Genomic DNA, 22,367 nt, shown 5'->3' on the forward strand with positions numbered 1-22,367 from the left:
ATGCCCAGACGACCGACGAACGTCGTCGCTGCGAGCAGGAGGTGGAAGGCATGGGTGCCTTCGACAAGTTCAAGGACGCGGCCGGGGACCACGGCGACCAGGTCGCCAAGGGCGTCGACAAGGCCGAGGAGTTCGCCAAGGACCGCACCGGCGGCAAGTACGACGACCAGATCGACAAGGCCGGCGGCTCCGCCACCGAGTACCTGCGCCGCCAGGCCGAGCAGGACCGCGCCCGCGGCAACGCCGGCGAGGAGCGCGGGGGCGGGGGCTCCTGACCCCGCGCACGGCGTGAACCCGAGGGGCGGCCGCGGACCGGGGGCACGGTCCGCGGCCGCCCTTTTCCGTGCTTGGTGCGCCATGATGGGGGCGTGCCCCCTGCCGCGCCGCCCGACCGCGCCCGCCGCCTGTCCCCGCTCCCGATCCTGCTGGCGCGGGTGCGCATGCCGCTGATGTGGGCCGGCACCGCGGCGCTGGCCTTCGGCGGGTTCGCGGGGCTGTCCTGGTGGGTGCGCGGCCCCCTGTTCGCGCTCGGCCTACTCGTCTACCTGCGGCTGGGCCGGGTGCGGTGCGAGCCCCGGACGGTCCTGCCGCCGGTGCGGGGGCGCTGGATGGCGCTGACCGGCCCGGCCGACGCCGTGCCCAGCCAGGGCGCCCACGCCTACGGCCAGACCTACGCCCTGGCCCTGGCCGCCGAGCCCGCCGACGGCTCCCGCCCCGACGTCGCCTGGCGCCCGCTGAGCCGACCGCCCGAGGAGTTCCCCGCCTTCGGCGAACCCGTCCACGCGCCCCTGGCCGGCACCGTGGTCACCGTCCACCAGCGGGCGCGCGACCACCGCAGCCGCACGTCGTGGCCGTGGCTGGTGGCGATGGTCGCCGAGACCGCGCTGCGCGAGCTGCGGGGCCCCGCCGGGCTGCTGGGCAACCACGTCGTCATCGAGGCGGACGGGGGCGGCTACCTGCTGCTGGGCCACCTGCGCCGGGGCTCGGTCGCGGTCGCGCCGGGGGAGCGGGTGGCGGCCGGGCAGCACGTCGCCGACTGCGGCAGCTCGGGCAGCTGCGCCGAGCCGCAGCTGCGCCTGCAGCTGATGGACCACCGCCGGCCGCTCGTGGCGGCCGGCCTGCCGCTGCGGTTCGCGCCGGGCTCCTTCACCGGCCCCCACCGCGACGGCGTGCCGCGCGCCTGGCGGCCGTTCACCGCCTGATCAGGCGCCCGGCGCGGCGGTGCGGGCGCTCCAGCGGCCCCCGCGCCGCTCGATCTCGATCGGGTGGTCGAAGCACGCGGTCACCAGCTTGGTGGTGAGCGTGGCCCCGGCCTCGCCGGCCGCCACCACCTGGCCGCCGCGCAGCAGCATGGCGTGGGTGGTGGAGGCGGGCAGCTCCTCCAGGTGGTGGGTGACCAGCACCGTGGCCAGGTCGGGGTGCTCGGCGCGCAGCTGGTCGATGCTGGTCAGCAGCTGCTCGCGGGCGGCGACGTCCAGGCCGGTGGCCGGCTCGTCGAGCAGCAGCAGGCGCGGGACGGGCATCAGCGCGCGGGCGATGAGGAGCCGCCCGCGCTCGCCCTGGGACAGGGTGGGCCAGGTCTCCTCGCGCAGCGCGGTCACACCCAGCATGGCCATGAGGTGGTCGGCGCGCGCCTCCTCCTCGGGCGCGGGCCGCCAGCGCGGCGGGATCTCGATGCTGCCGGTGGCGCCGGTGAGCACGATGTCGCGGCCGCGCAGCGCCGAGCGCAGATCGTGGCGCGGGTTGACGTGGCCGATGAAGCGGCGGAGTTCGCGGATGTCGGTGCGGCCCAGCCGGCGGCCCAGGATCTCCACGGTGCCGCGCGTGGGGTGCTGCACGGCGCCCAGGAGGCTGAGCAGAGTGCTCTTGCCCGCGCCGTTGGGTCCCAGCAGCGCCCAGTGCTCTCCGGGGCGCACCACCAGGCTCACCTGGTCCAGAAGGGTCTTGCCGGACCGGACGAGGTCGACGCGGTCCGCGCTGAGCAGGGGGGAGGCGGCGGCCTCCGCAGAGTCGAGGGTCACGCGTCCACGGTAGCGCCGCGCTGCGGCGGCTCGTGCGACGCGGGTGCGAAGCCGCAGGTCGGAGCGTTGGGGACCGGTGGATACCGTTGAGGAGGGCAGGACCGGCGGCCGGGCAGGGCGCCGCCGCGCCGCCATAGCGAGGAGGAGGCCCCGATCCCCGTGGAGCCCGCAGGACGCCCGTGCCGGCTGGTGGTGTGCCGCGGCTGCTGCTGCGGCACCCGCAAGAAGGTGCCCGGCGTGGACCACGCCGCGCAGCTGGCGCGGTTGCGCGGCCTGCGCGACGGCCTGGGCCGTGACGTCCCGGTGCGCACCAGCACCTGCCTGGGCGTCTGCTTCCAGGCCAACGTCGTGGTGGTGCAGCCCTCCAGCGAGGGGCGGGCGCGCGGCGGGCGCCCGGTGTGGCTGGGGGAGTTCACCGAGGACCGGATGGTCGACGACCTCCAGGACTGGATCGCCGAGGGCGGTCCGGGGGCCGCGCCGCTGCCCGAGGCGCTGGCCGGCCACCTCACGTCCAAGGACGCCAAGAAGCCGAAGAAGGCCAAGAAGAAGGCCAAGGACAAGACGGCGAAGAAGGACCGCAAGGCCAAGAAGGCCAAGAAGGCCGCGAAGGCGGAGAAGGAGCGGCGGCGGTCGGGGCAGCGCCCCGCGCCCGGCGCGCCCGGCGGCACAAAGAAGGACAGGAAAGACAAAAAGGACAAGAAGCGCAAGAAGAAGGACCGCCGGTAGCCCGGCGGTCCGTACTCCGGCGCTCCGCGCGCCGCGAGGGACGCGGTGTGCGGCGGCCGCGTGCCCCGCGCCGCCGCACACCCGTCCCCGCGGCCGGCGGCGGTCCGGCCGGGCGAAGCCGGGCCGCCGCCGGCCGCGGGGACGGGTGGCTCAGTCGCCCACCCCCGCCGGCGCGGCGGGGCGGCCCTGCGCGGCGTCGGCCTCGACGTCGGCCGCGTTCTCGCCGAGCCGCGTGGCCAGCGGGCGCTCGGTGATGAAGAAGGTCAGCACGAACCCCGCGAGCACGATCGGCACGGCGTAGACGAAGATCGGCGGCAGCGCCTCGGCGAACGCCCGCACCAGGAAGTCGCGGACCTGCGGATCGAGCGCGGCCAGCATCTCGGGGGTCAGCGAGCTGAGACCGGCCTCGCCGCCCTCGAACTGCATGCTCTGCGCCGCGCCCGCCGGCAGGTCGGCCACCTGGTCGTTGAGGCGGTTGACGAAGATCGAACCGAAGACCGCGATACCGAAGGACGCGCCGATCTGGCGGAAGTAGTTCGTGGCCGAGGTGGCGGTGCCCAGATGGCGCGGCGGCGCGGAGTTCTGCACGATGAGGATCAGGTTCTGCATCACCATGCCGACGCCCAGGCCCAGCACCAGCATGCCCGTGGCGTTGAACAGGTAGCTGGAGTCGGCGTCCATCCGCGACAGCAGGAGCAGGCCCAGCACGATCACCGCGGTGCCCGCGATCGGCCAGATCTTGTAGCGGCCGCTGCTGCTGATCAGCCGGCCGGTGGTGATGGTGGCGGTGAGCATGCCCACCACCATCGGGATCATCCGCAGGCCCGACTCGGTGGCGCTGGCCCCGTTGACCATCTGCAGGAAGGTCGGCAGGTAGGACACCGTCGAGAACATCGCGATGCCCACGGTGATGCCCACCAGGGAGGTCAGCACGAAGTCGCGGTCGCGGAACAGGCTCAGCGGGATGACCGGCTCGGCCGCGAACCGCTCGGCCACCACGAACAGCACGGCGGCGATCACGGCGGCGGCGGCCAGCCCGATGATGACGGGGCTGGTCCAGTCGTACTCCGTGCCGCCCCAGCTGGTGACCAGCACCAGGCAGACGCTGGCCGCGGCCAGCAGCAGCGTGCCGAGGTAGTCCAGCCGGGGGCGGGGGCCCTCGGGGCGGGGCAGGTTCAGCGCCGCGGTGACCACGATGAGCGAGAGCGCGCCCAGCGGCAGGTTGATGTAGAAGATCCACCGCCACGACAGGTGGTCGGTGAACAGCCCGCCCAGCAGCGGCCCGGCGACCGAGGCCAGGCCGAAGACGCCGCCGATGAGGCCCATGTAGCGGCCGCGCTCGCGGGGCGGGACGATGTCGGCCACGATGGCCTGCGCGCTGATCATCAGCCCGCCGCCGCCGATGCCCTGGAGCGCGCGGAACAGGATGAGCTGTGTCATGTCCTGCGCGGCGCCCGAGAGCACCGAGCCCAGCAGGAAGGTGACGATGGCGAACTGGAAGACGATCTTGCGGCCGAACAGGTCGCCGGCCTTGCCGTAGATCGGCATGCCCACGGTGGCCGCCAGCATGTAGGCGGTGACCACCCAGGACAGCTGCTCCAGGCCGTGGAGTTCGCCCACGATGGTGGGCAGCGCAGTGGAGACGATGGTCTGGTCGAGGGCTCCCAGCAGCATCGTCAGCATCACGCCGACGAACACCCAGAGGACCCGGCGGCGCGGCAGCGTGCCGGAGGGGTCGGCGGCCGCGGGTGCGGGTTCGGGTAACGGCGACTGCGCGCGTGTGGAGGTCATGGATTACTGCTCGCTTCCCCTGATCGGTACACGGGCCGAGCGGGCGCGGCGCGTGTGCTGGCGGCCCGCCTCAGCGGGCCGTGTCGAATGTGCGCCGGAGCGCGTCGAACGCCTCGTCGAGCAGGTCGCGGAGTTCGGCGATCTCCGCGGCCCGCACGCCCTCGGCCCCCGCGCCCTCGGCGCCGTCCCCGTGGTTGTGCAGGTGGCGCAGGGCGAACCGCAGCGCGGTCATGCCCAGCGCCGCGACGATCTGCGGCCGGATGGCCTCGGGCTCCTCGTCCAGCCGGGCGGCCACACCCTCCACGACCTGCCGCTCGGTGGCGGCGAAGGTGGCCATCATGCGCGTGACCAGGTGGGGTTCCCGGTGCATGAGCTGCTTGCGGGCCAGAAAGTCGGTGAAGGAGTAGCCCAGCTCCTCCGCGCTCAGGTCGAGCATGGGGGAGAGGATGAAGTGCTTGAGGTCGTCCAGCAGGTCGCCGGTGGGGCCGTTGGCCACGAAGACCGCGGTGGCCTCCTCGGTGGGGCGGGGCGGGCCGTCGCCGATGATCGCCTCGTCCTTGGAGGAGAAGTAGTTGAAGAACGTCCTTGTGGAGACGTTCGCCGCGGCGGCGATGTCGTCCACGGTGACGTTCTCCGAGCCGTGCTCGATGGCCAGCCGCAGCGCCTCGTGCTGGAGGGTGCGGCGGGTGGCCAGTTTCTTGCGCTCGCGCAGTCCCATGGGCTCCACTCCACCACCCCCTCCGACCGGTCGCGTCCTGCGTTGCTCAAATCATTGCACTCCATGAAAAAATGCACCAAACGAATTAATGCGTGACATGAATCTCTTCACGGCGTGCAACCGTTCGGTGCGTCGGAGTGCCCGACGCGGAGCGCGGACGGCCCGGCGCCGCCGCGGGCGCGCGGGCGCGGCTGCGGGGTGGTCCCGCGCGCCCGGCGGCCGGGCGCGCGGGGTCAGGCGCCGACCTCGGCCGCGGGCGTGCGCCGGGCGGACTCGCGCTCCTGGGAGGCGAACTGGGTGCGGTACAGCGCGGTGTAGAGCCCGCCGGCCGCCAGGAGTTGGTCGTGGGTGCCGTGCTCCAGAATGCGGCCGTCCTCCAGGACCAGGATCTGGTCGGCCTCGCGGACGGTGGCCAGCCGGTGCGCGATGACCAGCGAGGTGCGCCCGGCCAGCGCGGTGCGCAGCGCCTCCTGGACCGCTGCCTCGGACTCGGAGTCCAGGTGCGCCGTCGCCTCGTCCAGCACCACCACGCGGGGCGCCTTCAGCAGCAGCCGGGCGATGGCCAGCCGCTGCTTCTCGCCGCCCGACAGGCGGTAGCCGCGGTCGCCGACCATGGTGTCGAGGCCGTCGGGCAGGCTCTCCAGCAGGGAGCCGAGCTGGGCGGCGCGCATGGCCGCCACGAGTTCGTCGTCGGTGGCGTCAGGCCGCGCGTAGCGGAGGTTGGCCCCGACGGTGTCGTGGAAGAGCTGGGCGTCCTGGGTGACGACCCCCACGGCGTCGCGCAGCGACTGCCCCCGGGTCTCGCGCAGGTCCACACCGCCGATCCGGACCTCGCCCTCGACCGGGTCGTACAGGCGCGACACCAGGTGGGTCAGCGTGGTCTTGCCCGCGCCCGAGGGGCCGACCAGCGCCACGAGCTGTCCGGGCCGCGCCGTGAACGAGACGTCGCTGAGCACCTGGGTGTCGTCGGCGGACTCCGCCTGGGGGGTCAGCTCCAGCGATTCCAGCGACGCCTCGGCGGCGGTGGGGTAGCGGAACGACACGTTGTCGAACCGCACCTCCAGGGGGCCGTCGGGGAGGTCGCGGGCGTCGGGCCGGTCGTCGATCATGGGCTTGAGGTCGAGGACCTCGAAGACCCGGTCGAAGCTGACCAGCGCGGTCATGACCTCCACGTGCACGTTGGACAGCGCGGTGATGGGCGCGTAGAGGCGGGTGAGCAGGGTGGTCATGGCCACGAGCGTGCCCAGCTCGAAGGCGCCGCCGACGACCAGGGTGCCGCCCACCCCGTAGACCACGGCCGTGGCCAGCGAGGTGATGAGCCCGATCATGGTGAACAGCAGCCCGCCGAACACCGCCTGGGAGACGCCGATGTCGCGGACCCGGGCCGCGCGGTCGGCGAATCCGTCGGCCTCCTCGTCGGGGCGGCCGTAGAGCTTCACCAGCATCGCGCCGCCGACGTTGAACCGCTCGGTCATCAGCGAACTCATGTCGGCGTTGACGTTCATGCCGTCGCGGGAGATGTTGGCGACCTTGCGGCCGATGAACTTGGCGGGCAGCACGAACAGCGGCACCAGCGCCAGCGCGATCAGCGTGATCTGCCAGGAGAGCACCACCATGGTGGTGACCACGGCGACCACGCTGATGAGGTTGGACACCACCGACTGCAGCACCGAGGTGATGGCGCGCTGGGCGCCCACGACGTCGGTGTTGAGCCGGCTGATGAGGGAGCCGGTCTGGGTGCGGGTGAAGAACGCGAGCGGCATGCGCTGGACGTGCCGGAACACCTGGGTGCGCAGCAGGTAGATGACGCCCTCGCCGATGCGCGCGGACAGCCACCGGCTGGTGAGCCCCAACCCGGCCTCGACCACGGCGAGCAGGCCCACCCCGGCCGCGAGCACGGCGATGAGCCGGGTGTCGCGCTGCGCGACGCCCTCGTCGATGATGGTCTTGAGCAGCAGCGGGTTGGCGATCACGATCCCCGAACTGATCGAGGTCGTGACCAGGAACAGCAGGATCGCGCGCCAGTGCGGCCGGGCGTAACCGACGATGCGGCGCACGGTGCCCGGCGTGAGACTGGACCGGCGGGCGCTGCCGTCGTTGACGAGGGACCTGTAGATGGGCGGACCGCCCGACATCATCATCGCGCCACCCCGTTCCGGTGAATGTGCTGGGCCTGCTCAGGCACTGCCATAACCCCTCCCGTTCGGATGCCTCAACACCACCGCCCGGTGCGTGCTTCCCCGAGGCCCGCCGACACGCGGGTTCCACGCCCAGAGCGAAATCGCGGCGGTCGCATACGGAGCGGTCACGGCGACGCGGAACCAGCAAACCACGCCCCGCTGACAATCCGCCCGGACCCGCCGGCGGCGGGAGGCGGGAGGGCGGCGCCGCGCCGGAGCGCGCGGTCCGCAGGGGAGAGGGCCGAAGCCGACCGGTACCGGCTCCGGGGCCGGATCAGAGGGAGCGCGCCAGGCGGTTCAGCGCCGCGCTCGTGGACCGCCCCTCGGTGAGGGGCAGCACCCACGCGTCGGCGCCCAGCGCCTCGGCGCCGCGCCGCTTCTCCTCGGTGTAGGGGTCGCCGGTGGTGAAGGCCAGCGCGGCCATGCCCAGCGGGCGCAGCAGGTCGGCGTAGGAGTCCCAGTCGGCGACCTCGGCCGGCCCGGAGATGACGAACACGCCGTCGACGCAGCGCAGCGCCGCCAGCATCTCGGCGCGCTCCTCGGCGGGGTTCACCGGCCGGGTGGGGCCCTTCCAGCCGCGCACGCGGGTGTCGTCCTCGACGCCGACGATCAGGGGGGAGTGGCGGCCGCGCACGTCGGAGAGGAAGCGCACATGGCCGACGTGGAGGACGTCAAAGGCCCCGGTGACCACGACGGGCGCGGCCGAGGAGTCCGGCCGCGAGTACCAGCGCATCGTCAGGGGGGGCAGGTGCAGCGGATCAGGACTCGTCATCACTCACCTTCACAACCGGCCCGCGTCGCTCGGTCGGCCGTATCCGGCCGCACGGACAACATATCCGCCTGCCTCGACTATTCCGCAGCGGACGCCACCGTGTTCAACACATGTCGTGTTGAACAAATCGTTTGCAACATCCCGTTCTTCCGGGCACACTGGGCTCATGCCCGACAACCAGCGGTCCACCGCCCCCGGCACCCCCGAGCGGCACGCCCGGCAGGAGCCGGCCGAGCGCCCCGGCGTCCGCCCGGGTGCGGACGACCCCTTCACCCCGCCCGACCCCGACACCGCCCGGCGGCACCGCGAGTACACCGCTCTCCACCGCATCACCGAACGCCACGCCGCGGGCGAGGCCCGCCGGCGCTGGGACGAGAACGGCACCTTCCTCGAACCGGTCGACGCCGTCCGCCGCGTCCACGACCTCGCCGCCGGCTCCGCCCTGCCCGAACCCGGCGAACCCCCGCTCGACACCGCCGACATCAGCGCGGCCCTGACCCTGGCCCCCCGCATGCGCGCCGACATCGACGCCCTGGAGTCCGGCCTGCTCACCATGGCCCGCGGCCGCGAGATGACCTGGCAGGAGATCGCCTTCGGCCTCGGCCTGGGCACCCCCCAGGCCGCCCGCCAGCGCCACGAACGCCTCAGCACCCGCACCCCGCCGACCGAATAGCGGCCCGCCCGCGCACGGCGCGGACCGGAAGCCGATGAGAGGGAAGAAGAGGAAAAGGAAGACGGCCGCACCCGGCCACGCCGACACCGCGGCGATCACGAACGGACCACGTATTCCGGGACGGGATCGCGGTAGAGAGCGTGGTGCGTGTGACGGCCACGGCGGGCTCCGGCTCCGCGCGCGAAAAAGGCCCGGGCGGCCGGTCCGCACCGGCCGCCCGGGCCTTCGCTCTGTGGAGCGGGCGACGGGAATCGAACCCGCACGGCCAGCTTGGAAGATCGCGCGTGGTGTAGCGGGCTTTTCCAAGCTCCTCTCACCTGCGCCGGAAGCACCCACGGTGGACGCTGTTGCCTGTGGTTCCCCCTCGGTCACCGTCCTGTGTGGCACGAGTGTGGCACGTCCTGACGATGCAGCGAGAGGGTGGTGAGGGCCGGGTCGGCCTCAGCCTGACAGGGCTTCCTCGGCCACTACACGGCCACCCGAGGGGTGAGAAACCACGGTCCCGGTCCGAGGTGCTTGGTCGCGCCGGGGCCGGCACCCCAGACAGTCAGGGTCGCGCGACCAAGTGCCTCGGGACCGAGGACGCCAGGGCCACAAGGTGAGGTCGACGCGGCGGGAATCGTCCATGTGTGACTAAGGGCACAGTGGTTCTATCCAAAGTGTCGGTGTTCTCCTCCTTCATGCTCGATGACGTGGCCCTTTCGAAGTTGCAAGTTTTGCGGCCCAGAATCTCTGACCAGGTAATTTCAGATTCAGAAATTCGGTAGAGGTGCGGAGGCGCTAGATTTGTACAGGCGCTGTGAGGTCTAGGTCCTGGCGGTGGCTGCTGCCCTGTCCCGGCGATCTGCCGGGGCTGGGTAGTAACCACAGAGAGGGGCCGGGGTGAGTCGCAAGCGCCAGGGTCAGTTCTGGGAATCGCCAGTTTTCTGGAGGTTCCTCGAGACACTGATCAAAATCCTGGTGGACGCCATCAGAAATGGCTAGACCGGCCTTAAGGAGGCCGGTCTAGCTGTGGGATGGGTGCAGCCCCGACGCTGGTTCGGTGCCGGATGTCGGGGCTGTACCCGCTTTAGTTTGTGTTCTGAGCAATTGTGCAGGGCTGCACAAGGCCCTGCGAAATCAGCTTACACGCGGGTGGGCTTCCGTTGGCCCCGCCCGCCGCTCGGGACCGGGCGGCAGCCCGCAGCCCGAGCGGCGGGCGGCGCGCCGGGAGCGACGGCGCGAAGCGCCGTCGCCTTGATCCCGTACAGCCCAATTCGGCAATGATCATGACGTGCTGCCACGCGGAGCGAGTGAGCCGGGCGATCCTGTAGAACCGTCGAGTATGGGTGACGAACGGCTTCGGGAACTTGGTGGCGAACTGCGCGCGATGCGGACGGCTGCGGGTCTGTCCGGTCGGGAGCTGGCGCGCCGCGCTGGGATCGCGCAGTCGGCGGTGTCTCGCGTGGAGAACGGCCAGCGTGTGGGCACTCCGGCGATCGTTGAGAAGTTCGTGGCCGCGCTGCCGATCGCTCCCGAGGTCGCTGACGGACTCCGCACGCGCGTGCGGGACGCCTATGCGGCATTGGCCGACCACCGTGTTGACGTCGGTGTCTCCTTGAAGCCGAACGCTCCCCGGCGGTGGGAGCGGGGCACGGCGCCCGTGCGGGAGTTCCAGTCGGCGGTGATCCCCCGCGCGCTGCGCTCACCGGAGTACGCCCGCGCCGCGGGCCTGGCCGAGTCGCCGTTGGCGCAACCGGCCCCGGGTTCCACGCGCGTATTCCGCTGCGTCATCACGGAAGGCGCTCTGCGCACCTGGCCGGATTCCGGGACCGCGATGCCGGGACAGCTTGATCGGATCCTTGCGGCCGACGACCTGCCCAGCGTCCACCTGGGCGTCATCCCGTGGCAGGCACCGGTCCCCGTCGTTCCACCGCACGGCTTCACCGTCTTCGGCGACGAAGCGGTGGTGGTGGAGACCTACACGGCCGTGATGACCCTCACCAAACCCGGTGTCGTTGCCTCCTACCGCGACGCCCACGCCCGGCTCGAAGAGGCGGCGATCACGGGAGAGCCAATGCGCGAACTGCTGCGCCGGATCCGCCGGGACCTGGCAAAGCTGACAGGATGATTTTCCGTATGCGTTGAATAGACGGCCACTGGTGGCTTACTCTGCACATCACTGCGGTGTATAGCCCTCTAGACGGTGGTGGTTGCGATGGTCAGCTGGTCCCGCATGTTCCCCGGCATGCCCGCCGAGGTGGCTCAGGCGCGGGCGTTCACCCGCGCGGTCTTGGACGACCACCCTCTTGCCGAAGACGCCGAACTGGTCGTGAGCGAGCTGGCGAGTAACGCCGTCCGGCACTCCCTCAGCGGGGCGTGGTGCGGACCCTTCATCGTCTTCGTGGACAGCGAACCCGACATGGCGCACGTGGCCGTGGTCGATCTCGGCTCCTCGGACACCAAGCCCTACGCCCGCCCGCTGGGCACCATCGACATCCGCGACGACAGCGGGCGCGGGCTGGGCATCGTCGCCGCCGTATCCAAGGAATGGGGCTTTGAGCCGGATACGTTCGGGCTGCGCGTCTGGGCGAAGCTGGTCACTGACGCGCCTTCATGACCGGACCGCGCATTCCTCGGCGCCGACGGCTGTTCAACGCCGTCAGCTCAACGTCCGGCCAGGTCATAGAGCCCTCTTTGTCTAGGGACCTAGACTCGTTGTCAGCGCCTGGCGCAGACGATGAAAGAGGGCCGATGTCCAGCGAGTATGAACGTATCGCCGCGATCGAGGATCCGTTCGCTCTGCTACGCGCCGCCACCGAACGCCTGGGGGAAGCCCAGCAGGAGGTGACCGACCTCGCCCGGCTGCGCCGCCGCACGATTCAGGAGCTGCACGCGCAAGGCCTGTCCTATGCCCAGATCGCCGCGCAGGCGGGTCTAAGCCGGGGGCGCATCCACCAGATCCGCCACACCGGCCCGGCGCCCGAAGGCGCGTTCTTCGGCTCGGGGACCGTCACGGTCATCACGCCACTGCGGCCCGAGCCGGGCAAGCCTCGCGCGGCCGTGTCGTTGGACGACGTCAACACCGGCAAGCGGCTGGAAGACCTCGCGCGCTCCTACGACCTCACTGTGCGGGACGACCACGTCGGCGTTGACGGCTCGGTGGACCTGAACCGTCCCGGGCTCGTGGTCGTGTGCGGGCCTCGGATGTCGGAAGCCATGCGCGACACCTACGCCCAGGACCCGGTGTTCCGGTGGGAGCGTGAGGAAGGCCGCCCCTGGTGCCTTCGCGACACCCGCACCGGGGAAGTGCACTTCGCGGGCTCTGATGAGACACCGCCCTCGCCCAGCGACCTCGGCTATCTCGGCCGCCTTCCCCGGCCGGACGGCGCGGGCTCGCTGCTGGCGATCGCGGGCATCCACCCGGCCGGGTCGCTGGGCGTGGCGCACTGGCTGACGACCGACATCGCGACCCTGTGGGGCCAGGTCGGCGACGGGCGGTTCTCCGTCCTGATCCGCACCGAGTACGACCCCGACACCAACGAACCAGTGAAAACCGAGATGGCGACCCCGCTGTACCGCCACGACGGGGACACGGCGTGAGCTTCCGCCTGGCCACCGTCCCCGGCAAGCCCGACCGCCCCAACGAGGACTTCGCCGCCGTGGGGGCGAACGCCGCCGTGCTCCTGGACGGCGCCGGTACTCCTCCGGGCACGGAATCCGGATGCCTTCACGGCGTCGCCTGGTTCGCGCGGACGCTGGGCGGGCTGCTGCTGGGTGCCCTTGGCGCCGATGCCACCTTGTCCGGGGCGCTGGGCGCCAGCATCGAGCGGGTGAACCGCCTGCACGCCGACACCTGCGACTTGAAGCACTCCGACACCCCATCGGCGACCGTGGTCGCCGTGCGGTGGGGTACGACCGACATCGAGTACCTGGTGCTCGCCGATTCCGTGCTGGTCTTCGACCGCGTCGGCGACGCCCCCGAGGTGGTCACCGACGACCGGGAGGCCATGGTCGGCCGGGAGCTGCGCAAGCCCATGGACGCGCTCGCGACCGGTACGCCCGAGCACGCGCGCGCCCTTCGCGACTACGTCGCCGCGCTGGCCGACCACCGCAACCGGCCGGGCGGGTTCTGGGTCGCCAACACCGATCCGGCCGCCGCTGACGAGGCGATCACCGGCCGCGTGCGCCGTGACGAGGTGGCCTCAATGGCGCTGCTCAGCGACGGCGCGAGCCGCCTGGCCGACCGGTTCGGCCTGGCCACCTGGCGTGACACTCTCGACACCCTCTCCGCTGAGGGTCCGGCCGGTCTGATCCGCCAGGTGCGCCGCGCCGAAGACAGCGATCCGGACGGGCTCCGCTGGCCGCGCGGTAAGGCACATGACGACGCCACCGTGGTCTACGGACACGCCGAAGACTGAGTACCCCCCTAGACAATCGCGGGCGCCGCAAGCTATCTTCTGTCCATACCCCTAGACAGCACTTGCTGTGGCGGCCGGTCCACATTGTCTAGGGGGGTGTACAGCCGAGTGAAAGGGCTATGAGATGGCGATTCAGGGTGCGCTGCCGATCGAGTTCGGGACGGTGTTCCCGCGTGGTGCCTACGCGCTGGGGGTGGAGCCGGTGACCGACTTCGAGACCAAGCGCCCGCAGCTCGACAAGGCGACGGGGCTGCCGCTGTGGGCGGTGGACGTGATCGACGCCGATCCGGACGCGCGTGGCAAGGCCAAGTCGGTGAAGGTCAAGGTGGCCGCCGAGCACTGCCCGGTGCTGCCTGCGGAGGTGCCGGGTCTGCCGTTCCGCCCGATCGAGTTCGAGGCCATGTCGGTCATGCCCTACGTGGACGAGTCCGGCCGCCGTCCTCGGGTGGCGTACTCGCTGCGGGCGCGGGGCGTGAAGACCCCCGGCACCCCGGCCCCGCGCAAGGCCCCGGCGGCTGCGGGCGCCAAGGACGCCGCCTAACCAGCCGCTGAACCCAAGCGGGGCGGCCGTTGGTGTTGGCGCACCCGGCCGCCCCTTCAACCCCTCTGATCCGCGACTTCCCAATCACGTGATGGCAGAAGAGGTGTCTTCAGTATGTCCGACCGAACCGCGCGGGTGAGTCCGCGTGAGATCGCCGACTTCCTGGCCGCGCTGCGCTCCCGCTCGACCGGTGACGGCGTGGCGCTGCTGGCCTGGAAGTCCTCCCTGCTCGACCGCATCGCCCAGTCCACGGCCGATCCGGAGACGCACGCGGTTGCTGAGGCGGCGCGCGCCGAACTGGCCGCCGCCCGCTCCACCGACGATGTTGAGGCGGGTGGTTTCTGATGCTGGGCCGCAAGAGTGCTGGCGCCGCGCAGGTGCAGCCGACCGCGCCGGTTCCGGCGCGCACCATCCGCTTCACCACCCCGGTCGTTGAGACGCCGGGGATCTTCATCCTCACCGGGTGGCTCTGGCGCTTCCTGCGCGCCCTGATGCTGCTGCCCGCCCAGTTCCCCGTCGCGGTGAGCGCCCTGGGCGCCTCGATCGCGGCCTACCACTTCGGCGGCTGGATCAGCCTCGCCGTGCTCTGGTCGGTCGTTGACGTGGTGCTGCTGGTGTGGTGGCGGCGCTGGCCGCGCTCGTTCCGCGAGGTGGTGGCGCTGCGGGCGCTGGCGACCTGGCGCCGACTGTGGGTCTACCGCCGCCACTGGCAACCCGTCCTCGTCGTGTCGGGCCTGGCCGAGAGCTACCTCGAACGCCAGTACCTGCCCCAGATTCGCGGGGTGTCCTGCTCGGCGTGGGCCGATCGGGTGCGGGTGAGGATCGTGGCCGGCACGTCCCCGGCCGACTTCGAAAAGCGCGTGACCGAGCTGGCGCACGGCTTCGGCGCCCCCTCCTGCCGCATCGAGGTGCGCGGACCCAGGGATGTGGTGTTGGAGTTCCCTCGCTATGACACCCTCGCCGACCCCATCGACGCCCTCCCGATCCCCGAGGTCCCGGACCTGGCGGCCCTGCCCGTGGGGATCTGTGAGGACGGGGAACCCTGGCTGCTGCGGCTGCACGGAACCCACGTCCTAACCGTGGGTGTCACCGGGGCGGGCAAGGGGTCGGTGCTGTGGTCGGCCATCCGGGCGATGTCCTCAGCGATCACGGCCGGTATCGCCGAGGTGTGGGCCATCGACCCCAAGCGCATGGAGCTGTCATACGGGCTTGCCCTGTTCGCCCACTACGCGGCCGACGCCGAGACCGCGGTGGCCCTCCTGGAAGCGGCGGTCGCCGCCATGCAGGAGCGGGCCGAACGCTACGCCGGACGCCAACGCGTGCACGTGCCGACCGTCCGCGACCCGTTCACGGTGGTGGTGCTGGATGAGGTGGCGTTCCTGACCGCCTACCACCCCGACCGCGACATCCGCCGCCGCGCCGAGAACGCCATCGCCACCCTGACCAGCCAGGGCCGGTCGGTGGGGTTCTGCGTCCTGGCCGCGCTCCAGGACCCCCGAAAGGAGGTGTTGAACCTGCGCAACCTGTTCCCCGACAAGATCGCCCTGCGTCTGGACGAAGCTTCCCAGGTGGACATGGTGCTCGGTGAGGGAGCCCGCGACCGGGGCGCCAACGCCCACCTCATCGACCCCGAACTACCCGGGGTGGGGTTTGTGAAGCTGGAGGGCTCACCGGTCCCCGTCCGGGTACGTGCCGCGTTCGTCTCCGATGCCGATATCGACCACATGACCGCTGAGGCGGCACCGACCGGGGTGGAGGGCTGATGCCCACCCCGACCGGTAAGAGCACGCGGGCCGAACGCCTCGCACAGCCGCTCGCGCGGGAGGTAGCCGAGACCATCGCGGCCGAGAAGGGGGTGTGCATCCGGCCGGTGGCGCTGCGCCGCACCGACATCACCACCGGCCGGACCGAGATCATCGACGTGCCCTGCAACTCCACGCTGGAGTCGCGGTGCCCGGCGTGTGCCCGCCGGAAGCGATCGATCCGCCGCACCCAGTGCGAAGAGGGCTGGCACCTCACCGAAGACCCGACCATCGCTCCCGATCCCGCCAGCGAGGTGCAACGCGCCTGGGTCGAACGCCGGGCGATGGTCACCGCCGAGCGGGACCGCCTCGTGGCGGCCGGCCGCGCCACTCCCAATGAGGTGGCCGCGCTGGATGCGGCCATCGCCGACCTGGACGCCGAGATCACCGCCTCCGGCCTGCGCGGCTCGGTCACCCGGAACACCTCGGCCTCGGGGCGCTCCCGGCGGGTGCGCTCCACCAGACGCCGCCAGGACGCCCCCGAGCTGCCCAAGCGGCAAAAGGCACCCACCACCGTGGGCCGGACCTTCGAGGACCCGGCCACGGGCAAGACGTTCCGGCCGTCGCTGTTCATCACCCTGACCTGCGACACCTACGGCCGCGTGCGCTCGGACGGTACCCCGGTCGATCCCTCGACGTATGACTACCGGCGTGCCGCGCGCGACGCACTGCACTTCTCCAAGCTCATCGACCGCTTCGTGCAGAACCTCCGCCGGGTGGCGGGGTTCGACATCCAGTACTTCGCCACCGTCGAACCCCAACGGCGTCTCGCGCCGCACCTGCACATGGCCACGCGCGGCACGATTCCGCGCGCGGAGCTGCGCCAGATCGCCGCCGCCACCTACCACCAGGTCTGGTGGCCCCCGGCCGACACCGTGGCCTACGACGGCGCGAACCTGCCCGTCTGGGACGAAGACGCCACCACCTACGTCGATCCCCGCACGGGGGAGGTGCTGCCCACCTGGGATGAGGCGCTGGACGCCCTCGACGCCGACCCCCACGCCCAACCCCTGCACGTGGTCCGCTTCGGGCCGCAGGTGGAAGCCAAAGGCGTGCTCGCCGGTTCTCCCGACGCCGATCGGTGTGTTCGCTACCTGGCGAAGTACCTGACCAAGGACATCGCCGAATGCCACGCCGTGGAGACCGACGCACAAGAGCGCCACATCGAACGGCTCGTCGAAACCCTGCGGTTCGAGCCCTGCTCGCCCCGCTGCGCGAACTGGCTGCGCTACGGCGTCCAGCCCGACAACCCCAAGCCGGGGATGGTGCCGGGGTTCTGCCGGTCCAAGGCGCATCGCCGCGAACACCTCGGCTACGCCGGGCGCCGGGTGCTGGTCTCGCGCAAGTGGTCGGGAAAGACCATGGCCGACCACAAGGCCGACCGCCTGACCTGGGTGCTGAACGCGCTGGGCGTCCGTCCCGGCGAGGAGGGCCAGGACCATGCCGCCCAACCGCCGGCGCTCGCGCCGGTGGCCTCGGGCAACCACGCCTGGGAGCTGGCACGGCCCACCGACCCCGACGTCCCGCCCCGCGAACACCGCCTGCTGCGCGCGGTCGGAGAAGCCCTCAAACGCCGCGCCCAACTCGACGCGGCACGGCACGGCAGTCTTTCGGCAACTGAGAGGGCAGCGTGATGACCGGCAAAGACAAGCACCCTTCTGGGCGGCTGCTGACGGTGGCGCAGGTGGCCGAACGGCTCAACACCAGTGAGCGCTATCCCCGCCGCCTCATTGAGGAGCGACGCATCACCTTTGTCAAGCTGGGGCGCCACGTGCGCATCCCTGAAACGGCGCTGGACGAGTTCATAGCCGCCGGTCTGGTTGAGCCGGTGCGGCTGCGGATGAGGAGGGCAGCGTAATGCCAGGGGAGAAAAAGCGGTCTTTCGGCAACGTGCGGGTGCTCGCCTCAGGGCGCTTCCAGGCACGGTATCGCGGGCCGGACGGACGCCTCCGTAACGCTCCGATGACGTTCGCCACGAAGAAGGCGGCGGAACGTTGGCTGACGCTCAAGGAAGCCGAGATCGTCCAAGGCGACTGGTTCGATCCGGACGCCGGGGCCGTCCGCTTCGCCGAGTACGCCGAGCAATGGGTGGCGGAACGGGACCTCGCTCCGCGCACGGCGGACCTCTACCGAAGTCTTCTTCGCCTCCATCTGGACCCGACCTTCGGAGACGCGCTCCTCAAGGACATCCGGGAGTCGCACGTCCGCGCGTGGCGGGCCTCCCGCCGCCGGGCCAACGTCGGAAAAGTGACGGTGGCCAAGGCGTACCGCCTGATGCGGGCTGTGATGAACACCGCCGTCCGCGACCGCCTGGTCAAGGACAATCCCTGTCGGATCGAGGGCGCCGGTCAGGAGGAGAGCGAGGAGCGCCCGGCACTGTCCGTGGCCGAGGTGTACAAACTCGCCGACGCCGTTCCACCGCGCTACCGCGCGCTCGTGCTCCTCGCCGCGTTCGGCAGTCTGCGGTGGGGCGAGCTGGCCGGGCTGCGGCGTCGCTGTCTCGATCTCGACGGGCGTACCGTCACCGTCCGTGAGGTGGCCTATGAGCTCAAGGGCGTGCGCTTCGGGCCGCCCAAGTCGAAGGCCAGTCGGCGGACCGTACAGCTCCCCAAGCTGATCGTGGCCGACCTCCGCGCACATCTCGACACCTTCGCCGCTCCGGGACCGGACGGACTCGTCTTTGTGGGAGAGCGGGGCAACCCGCTGCTGCGGTCGAACTTCTCACAGTTGTGGGTGAGGGCACGTGCGTCGGTCGGGCTCGCGGGAGTCCGCTTCCACGACCTCCGGCACGCGGGCAACACGTACTCCGCCGAAGCGGGGGCCTCGCTGCGGGAGTTGATGACCAGGATGGGCCACTCCAGCACCCGTGCCGCGCTCATCTACCTGCACGCTAGGGACGACCGCGCCCGCGCGCTGGCGGACAGTCTCGGCGAACGGGCGGCGCGGGAGTTGGCAGAGGCGCGTGAGCGGGAGCAACGAGAGGGCTCCGGAGGGCCGGAAGCGGCCTCAGGCGGGGGCTGAACCGGCGGTTGTGGCACGTGTGTGGCACGGCGGGTGCGCCGCCTCCCGGCATGAATGAGGGCCAGGTCTCCGGATGCTCCGGGCTGACCTGGCCCCTTGCTCTGTGGAGCGGGCGACGGGAATCGAACCCGCACGGCCAGCTTGGAAGGCTGGAGTTCTACCATTGAACTACGCCCGCATGGCGCCGACGGCCCGGAGTTTCCTCTAGACTCTTGGGGCCGACAGGGACAGACTACAGTCTCCGCAGCGCGGGTTGTGCACTGATTTCGCGGGTATCGGCGCCAGGTCCACGGGGAGTAGCGCAGCTTGGTTAGCGCGCATGCTTTGGGAGCATGAGGCCGCGGGTTCGAATCCCGCCTCCCCGACGAGATGCCCGGGCGGCTGTGCGCGGTCATGGTCCGGCTGACTGCCCTAGACTTGGCACGATCAGCAGGAAAACGTCAAAGCCAGTGTCAGGCCCACAGCTCGGTGCCTCAGCCTGCGCCGGCCCGCCGGTACCTCCGCGTACGGGTCGGGAGTGCGCCATGCGTGCCGGGTCGTCCCGGAAAACTGCCGGAAATCTAGGAGTACCGCCCCGTGAAGACCGATGTCGAGGAGCTCAGCCCGACCCGGGTCAAGCTGACCATCGAGGTTCCCTTCGAGGAACTTGAGCATGCCTTCGACGTGACCTACAAGTCGCTCGCCAAGCAGGTCCGGATCAAGGGCTTCCGCCCGGGTAAGGCGCCGGCTCGGCTGATCGATCGGCACGTCGGGCGCGGAGCGGTGATCAGCGAAGCGGTGAACCACGCCGTTCCCGAGCTGTACAACGAGGCCATCCAGAAGGAGGAGATCTTCGCGCTCGGCCAGCCCGACGTGGAGGTCACCAAGCTGGAGGACAACGCCGAACTCGCCTTCACGGCCGAGGTCGACGTCCGCCCCAAGTTCGAGGTCACCGGGTACGAGGGCCTCGAGGTCACGGTCGACGACGCCGAGCCCACCGAGGAGCAGGTCGAGGACCAGGTCAACAACCTGCGCGAGCGCTTCTCCACCCTCGTGGGCGTGGACCGCCCGGTCGAGGTCGGCGACCACGTCTCGATCGACCTCTCCGCCGCCGCCGACGGCGAGCCGCTGGAGGACGTCCAGACCAGCGGCCTGTCCTACGAGGTCGGCACCAACACCGTCCTCGAAGGGCTCGACGACACCCTCCAGGGGATGTCCGCGGGCGACTCCGCCACCTTCGCCACCAAGCTGGTCGGCGGCGAGTACGAGGGCCGCGAGGCCGACGTCACCGTCACCGTGCACAGCGTCAAGGTCAAGGAGCTTCCCGAGCTCGACGACGAGTTCGCCCAGCTGGCGAGCGAGTTCGACACCATCGAGGAGCTGCGCGCCGACATCCGCTCGCGCATGGAGCAGGTGCGCCGCCTCCAGCAGCTCGCCCAGGGCCGCGACCGCGCGCTGGAGAAGCTCGTCGACTCCATCGACATCCCGCTGCCGGAGTCGGTCGTCGAGGAGGAGCTGAAGCGCCGCCGCGACAGCCTGGAGCAGCAGCTCGCCCAGAGCGGGCTGACCAAGGAGGCCTACCTGGAGACCCAGGAGCAGACCGAGGAGGAGTTCGAGGAGGAGCTCGCCAAGGGCGCCGCCTCGGCCGTGAAGGCCGGCTTCATCCTCGACCAGCTCGCCATCCAGGAGGAGCTGTCGGCCGACAACAGCGAGCTGAGCCAGTACGTGGTCGAGCAGGCCCAGCGCATGGGCGTCTCGCCCGACCAGCTCGCCCAGCACCTGGTTGAGACCAACCAGATCCGGGTGGCCTACACCGAGGTCGTGCGCTCCAAGGCCATGGACCTCGTGCTCAGCAAGGCCGTCATCACCGACGAGTCCGGCAACGTGATCGAGTCGCCGAAGGCCGACTCCGACGCCGAGGACGGCGAGGAGGCCGAGACCGTCGAGGACGTCGAGGCCGCCACCGCCGCGGGCGCCGAGGAGCTGGACGGCGACGACACCGCCGCCGAGCCGGCCGCCGCCGACGCCCCCGCCGCCGAGGCGGAGTCCGCCGAGGCCGACCGCAAGTAGCACGCCAGGACGTCCGCGGCCGCGCGCCGCGACGGCCCCGACCGAGCCCCGCACCCCCGGCTTTCCGGGTGCGGGGCTCGCGTGCTCACGGCGCCCCTGGTCGGGGCCGGTGGACCTGCGCTCAAAGCGAACAGGCCGTTGTTCCGTGCGAGCAGGTCCCCGCCGCGCGTTAGTGTCGCAAGCGTCGCAACCGTTTCGATTCCGGAGCAGGTGACGAGAGTGCCGCCGACCTTCAACGAGTCCATGCGAATCGATGCCCGTACGGCCGAGTCGCCTATTCCCTCGATGTACGAGCAGACGTCGCAGCGCCTGCTGCGCCAGCGCATCGTCTTCCTCGGCCAGCAGGTCGACGACGAGATCGCCAACCGCATCGTGGGTGAGCTGCTGCTGCTGTCCGCCGAGGACCGCAACAGGGACATCACGCTCTACATCAACTCCCCCGGTGGTTCGGTGACCGCCGGCATGGCGATCTATGACGTCATGCAGTACATCCCCAACGACGTCCGCACCGTGGGCATGGGCATGGCCGCCTCCATGGGCCAGCTCCTGCTGTGCGCCGGCGCCGCCGGCAAGCGCTACGCGCTGCCGCACACCCGCGTCATGATGCACCAGCCCTCGGGCGGGATCGGGGGAACCGCCTCCGACATCCGCATCCTGGCCGACCAGCTCCTCTACGTGAAGCGGATGTTCTTCGAGCGCGTCTCGCTGCACACGGGCCAGGCCCAGGAGCAGATCGAGAAGGACGCCGACCGCGACCGCTGGTTCACCGCGCAGGAGGCCAAGGACTACGGCTTCATCGACGAGGTGCTCGAAGGCACTCTCGACGTGACCGGCGAGCAGAGCAGGTAGCCGGAGTCCTCCCGTCCGTGTCGACAGGTGCAGTGTGGAAGGCCAGAACATGACCGAGTACAACCCCAGCCCCTATGGCGGCGGTATGGCGCCGATGAGCCCCCAGAGCCGCTACATCCTGCCCTCCTACGTCGAGCGCACGTCCTACGGCGTCAAGGAGATGAATCCGTACAACAAGCTCTTCGAGGAGCGGATCATCTTCGTGGGGGTGCAGATCGACGACACCTCCGCCAACGACATCATGGCGCAGCTCATCACCCTTGAGCAGATCGACGCCGACCGGGACATCCAGATGTACATCAACTCCCCGGGCGGCTCCTTCACCTCGCTGATGGCGATCTACGACACCATGCAGTTCGTGCGCCCCGACATCCAGACGGTGTGCATCGGCCAGGCCGCCTCGGCCGCCGCCGTGCTCCTGGCCGGCGGCACCAAGGGCAAGCGCGGCTGCCTGCCCAACGCCCGCGTGCTGATCCACCAGCCCGCGACCGAGGGCACCCACGGCCAGGCCAGCGACATCGAGATCCAGGCCAACGAGATCATGCGCATCCGCGAGCAGATGGAGGTCACGCTCGCCCGCCACACCGGCCAGAGCCAGGAGCAGATCTCGCGCGACATCGAGCGCGACAAGATCCTGACGGCCGAGGGCGCCAAGGAGTACGGGATCGTCGACTACGTCCTCCCGTACCGCAAGACCTCCCTCAAGACCTCGTCCTGAATCCCTGAGCAGGGCGGTCGACCGAGGCGTCGAATCGGCGGACCGGCCGCACCACACGCCGTCCCCGACGGTGTGGTGAAGCCGGTCCGCAACTTCGCTTAGTCTC

The 22,367-nt window shown here is 70.9% G+C and carries 22 protein-coding genes and 2 tRNA genes; 18 read left to right on the forward strand and 6 right to left on the reverse strand.

Features of this window, described 5'->3' with window-relative positions; genetic code table 11:
• The first annotated feature begins 50 nt into the window (after positions 1-50).
• Both HNR12_RS23600 and HNR12_RS23605 read left to right on the forward strand, forming a co-directional pair.
• A complete protein-coding gene (locus tag HNR12_RS23600) occupies positions 51-275 on the forward strand; it encodes an antitoxin (protein WP_179769619.1) in 225 nt (74 codons plus the stop codon).
• A 93-nt stretch (positions 276-368) separates the two neighbouring features.
• Positions 369-1,202 carry a peptidoglycan DD-metalloendopeptidase family protein gene (locus tag HNR12_RS23605; protein WP_308251249.1) on the forward strand — a complete coding sequence of 278 codons (834 nt, stop codon included), beginning with the start codon at positions 369-371 and terminating at the stop codon, positions 1,200-1,202.
• Here the strand turns inward: HNR12_RS23605 and HNR12_RS23610 are convergent, their stop codons facing one another.
• Positions 1,203-2,021, reverse strand: a complete 819-nt coding sequence (locus HNR12_RS23610; RefSeq protein ID WP_308118949.1) for an ABC transporter ATP-binding protein — start codon at positions 2,019-2,021, stop codon at positions 1,203-1,205.
• A gap of 159 nt (positions 2,022-2,180) precedes the next feature.
• On the opposite strand from HNR12_RS23610, the gene HNR12_RS23615 reads away from it, so the two are divergent.
• Entirely contained in the window at positions 2,181-2,747 is a 567-nt protein-coding gene (locus tag HNR12_RS23615; protein WP_308118948.1) for a (2Fe-2S) ferredoxin domain-containing protein, read from the forward strand.
• Positions 2,748-2,897: 150 nt separating this feature from the next.
• Here the strand turns inward: HNR12_RS23615 and HNR12_RS23620 are convergent, their stop codons facing one another.
• The 4 genes from HNR12_RS23620 to HNR12_RS23635 form a co-directional block, all read right to left on the reverse strand.
• Positions 2,898-4,538 (reverse strand): MDR family MFS transporter, encoded by a 1,641-nt coding sequence (locus HNR12_RS23620; RefSeq protein ID WP_179769621.1) that lies wholly within the window; start codon positions 4,536-4,538, stop codon positions 2,898-2,900.
• 70 nt (positions 4,539-4,608) lie between these two features.
• Positions 4,609-5,256 (reverse strand): TetR family transcriptional regulator, encoded by a 648-nt coding sequence (locus HNR12_RS23625; protein WP_179769622.1) that lies wholly within the window; start codon positions 5,254-5,256, stop codon positions 4,609-4,611.
• A 233-nt stretch (positions 5,257-5,489) separates the two neighbouring features.
• Positions 5,490-7,391: an ABC transporter ATP-binding protein gene (locus HNR12_RS23630; protein WP_179770861.1), complete on the reverse strand. Its 1,902-nt coding sequence runs from the start codon at positions 7,389-7,391 to the stop codon at positions 5,490-5,492.
• A 319-nt stretch (positions 7,392-7,710) separates the two neighbouring features.
• Positions 7,711-8,208 (reverse strand): adenylyltransferase/cytidyltransferase family protein, encoded by a 498-nt coding sequence (locus HNR12_RS23635; protein WP_179769623.1) that lies wholly within the window; start codon positions 8,206-8,208, stop codon positions 7,711-7,713.
• Between the two features lie 166 nt (positions 8,209-8,374).
• Here HNR12_RS23635 and HNR12_RS23640 point away from each other — a divergent pair, with 166 nt between their 5' ends.
• The 11 genes from HNR12_RS23640 (at position 8,375) to HNR12_RS23690 (ending at position 18,645) form a co-directional block, all read left to right on the forward strand.
• Complete coding sequence (locus HNR12_RS23640) at positions 8,375-8,881, forward strand: DNA-binding protein (protein WP_179769624.1); 507 nt, start codon at positions 8,375-8,377, stop codon at positions 8,879-8,881.
• Positions 8,882-10,205: 1,324 nt separating this feature from the next.
• Positions 10,206-10,991: a Scr1 family TA system antitoxin-like transcriptional regulator gene (locus HNR12_RS23645; protein WP_179769625.1), complete on the forward strand. Its 786-nt coding sequence runs from the start codon at positions 10,206-10,208 to the stop codon at positions 10,989-10,991.
• A gap of 87 nt (positions 10,992-11,078) precedes the next feature.
• The gene (locus HNR12_RS23650; RefSeq protein ID WP_179769626.1) at positions 11,079-11,480 is read left to right on the forward strand and encodes an ATP-binding protein; all 402 of its coding nucleotides are present in this window, start codon (positions 11,079-11,081) and stop codon (positions 11,478-11,480) included.
• A gap of 134 nt (positions 11,481-11,614) precedes the next feature.
• Entirely contained in the window at positions 11,615-12,463 is an 849-nt protein-coding gene (locus tag HNR12_RS23655) for a sigma-70 family RNA polymerase sigma factor (RefSeq protein ID WP_179769627.1), read from the forward strand.
• Entirely contained in the window at positions 12,460-13,281 is an 822-nt protein-coding gene (locus tag HNR12_RS23660) for a protein phosphatase 2C domain-containing protein (protein WP_179769628.1), read from the forward strand. The genes HNR12_RS23655 and HNR12_RS23660 overlap by 4 nt, the downstream gene beginning before the upstream one ends.
• A gap of 124 nt (positions 13,282-13,405) precedes the next feature.
• The gene (locus tag HNR12_RS23665; protein WP_179769629.1) at positions 13,406-13,822 is read left to right on the forward strand and encodes a plasmid replication, integration and excision activator; all 417 of its coding nucleotides are present in this window, start codon (positions 13,406-13,408) and stop codon (positions 13,820-13,822) included.
• Between the two features lie 114 nt (positions 13,823-13,936).
• Positions 13,937-14,167: a hypothetical protein gene (locus HNR12_RS23670; protein ID WP_179769630.1), complete on the forward strand. Its 231-nt coding sequence runs from the start codon at positions 13,937-13,939 to the stop codon at positions 14,165-14,167.
• Positions 14,167-15,585 carry an FtsK/SpoIIIE domain-containing protein gene (locus tag HNR12_RS23675; RefSeq protein WP_179769631.1) on the forward strand — a complete coding sequence of 473 codons (1,419 nt, stop codon included), beginning with the start codon at positions 14,167-14,169 and terminating at the stop codon, positions 15,583-15,585. The genes HNR12_RS23670 and HNR12_RS23675 overlap by 1 nt, the downstream gene beginning before the upstream one ends.
• The gene (locus HNR12_RS23680) at positions 15,585-17,258 is read left to right on the forward strand and encodes a replication initiator (protein WP_179769632.1); all 1,674 of its coding nucleotides are present in this window, start codon (positions 15,585-15,587) and stop codon (positions 17,256-17,258) included. Before HNR12_RS23675 ends, HNR12_RS23680 begins: the two co-directional genes overlap by 1 nt.
• Complete coding sequence (locus HNR12_RS23685) at positions 17,258-17,482, forward strand: helix-turn-helix domain-containing protein (protein ID WP_179769633.1); 225 nt, start codon at positions 17,258-17,260, stop codon at positions 17,480-17,482. Before HNR12_RS23680 ends, HNR12_RS23685 begins: the two co-directional genes overlap by 1 nt.
• On the forward strand, positions 17,482-18,645 hold the full coding sequence (locus tag HNR12_RS23690) for a site-specific integrase (RefSeq protein ID WP_179769634.1): 1,164 nt from the start codon (positions 17,482-17,484) through the stop codon (positions 18,643-18,645). Before HNR12_RS23685 ends, HNR12_RS23690 begins: the two co-directional genes overlap by 1 nt.
• Before the next feature lie 104 nt (positions 18,646-18,749).
• Here the strand turns inward: HNR12_RS23690 and HNR12_RS23695 are convergent.
• Positions 18,750-18,823, reverse strand: a tRNA-Gly gene (locus HNR12_RS23695).
• Positions 18,824-18,935: 112 nt separating this feature from the next.
• Between HNR12_RS23695 and HNR12_RS23700 the strand changes: the two genes are divergently transcribed.
• The 4 genes from HNR12_RS23700 (at position 18,936) to HNR12_RS23715 (ending at position 22,261) form a co-directional block, all read left to right on the forward strand.
• Positions 18,936-19,010: transfer RNA gene (locus tag HNR12_RS23700), tRNA-Pro, on the forward strand.
• Between the two features lie 211 nt (positions 19,011-19,221).
• Entirely contained in the window at positions 19,222-20,694 is a 1,473-nt protein-coding gene (gene tig, locus HNR12_RS23705; RefSeq protein ID WP_179769635.1) for a trigger factor, read from the forward strand.
• Between the two features lie 243 nt (positions 20,695-20,937).
• Positions 20,938-21,543 (forward strand): ATP-dependent Clp protease proteolytic subunit, encoded by a 606-nt coding sequence (locus HNR12_RS23710; protein WP_179769636.1) that lies wholly within the window; start codon positions 20,938-20,940, stop codon positions 21,541-21,543.
• A gap of 49 nt (positions 21,544-21,592) precedes the next feature.
• Positions 21,593-22,261 (forward strand): ATP-dependent Clp protease proteolytic subunit, encoded by a 669-nt coding sequence (locus HNR12_RS23715; RefSeq protein WP_179769637.1) that lies wholly within the window; start codon positions 21,593-21,595, stop codon positions 22,259-22,261.
• Positions 22,262-22,367 lie beyond the last annotated feature (106 nt).

Source organism: Streptomonospora nanhaiensis (assembly GCF_013410565.1).
GTDB classification, from domain to species: Bacteria; Actinomycetota; Actinomycetes; order Streptosporangiales; family Streptosporangiaceae; genus Streptomonospora; species Streptomonospora nanhaiensis.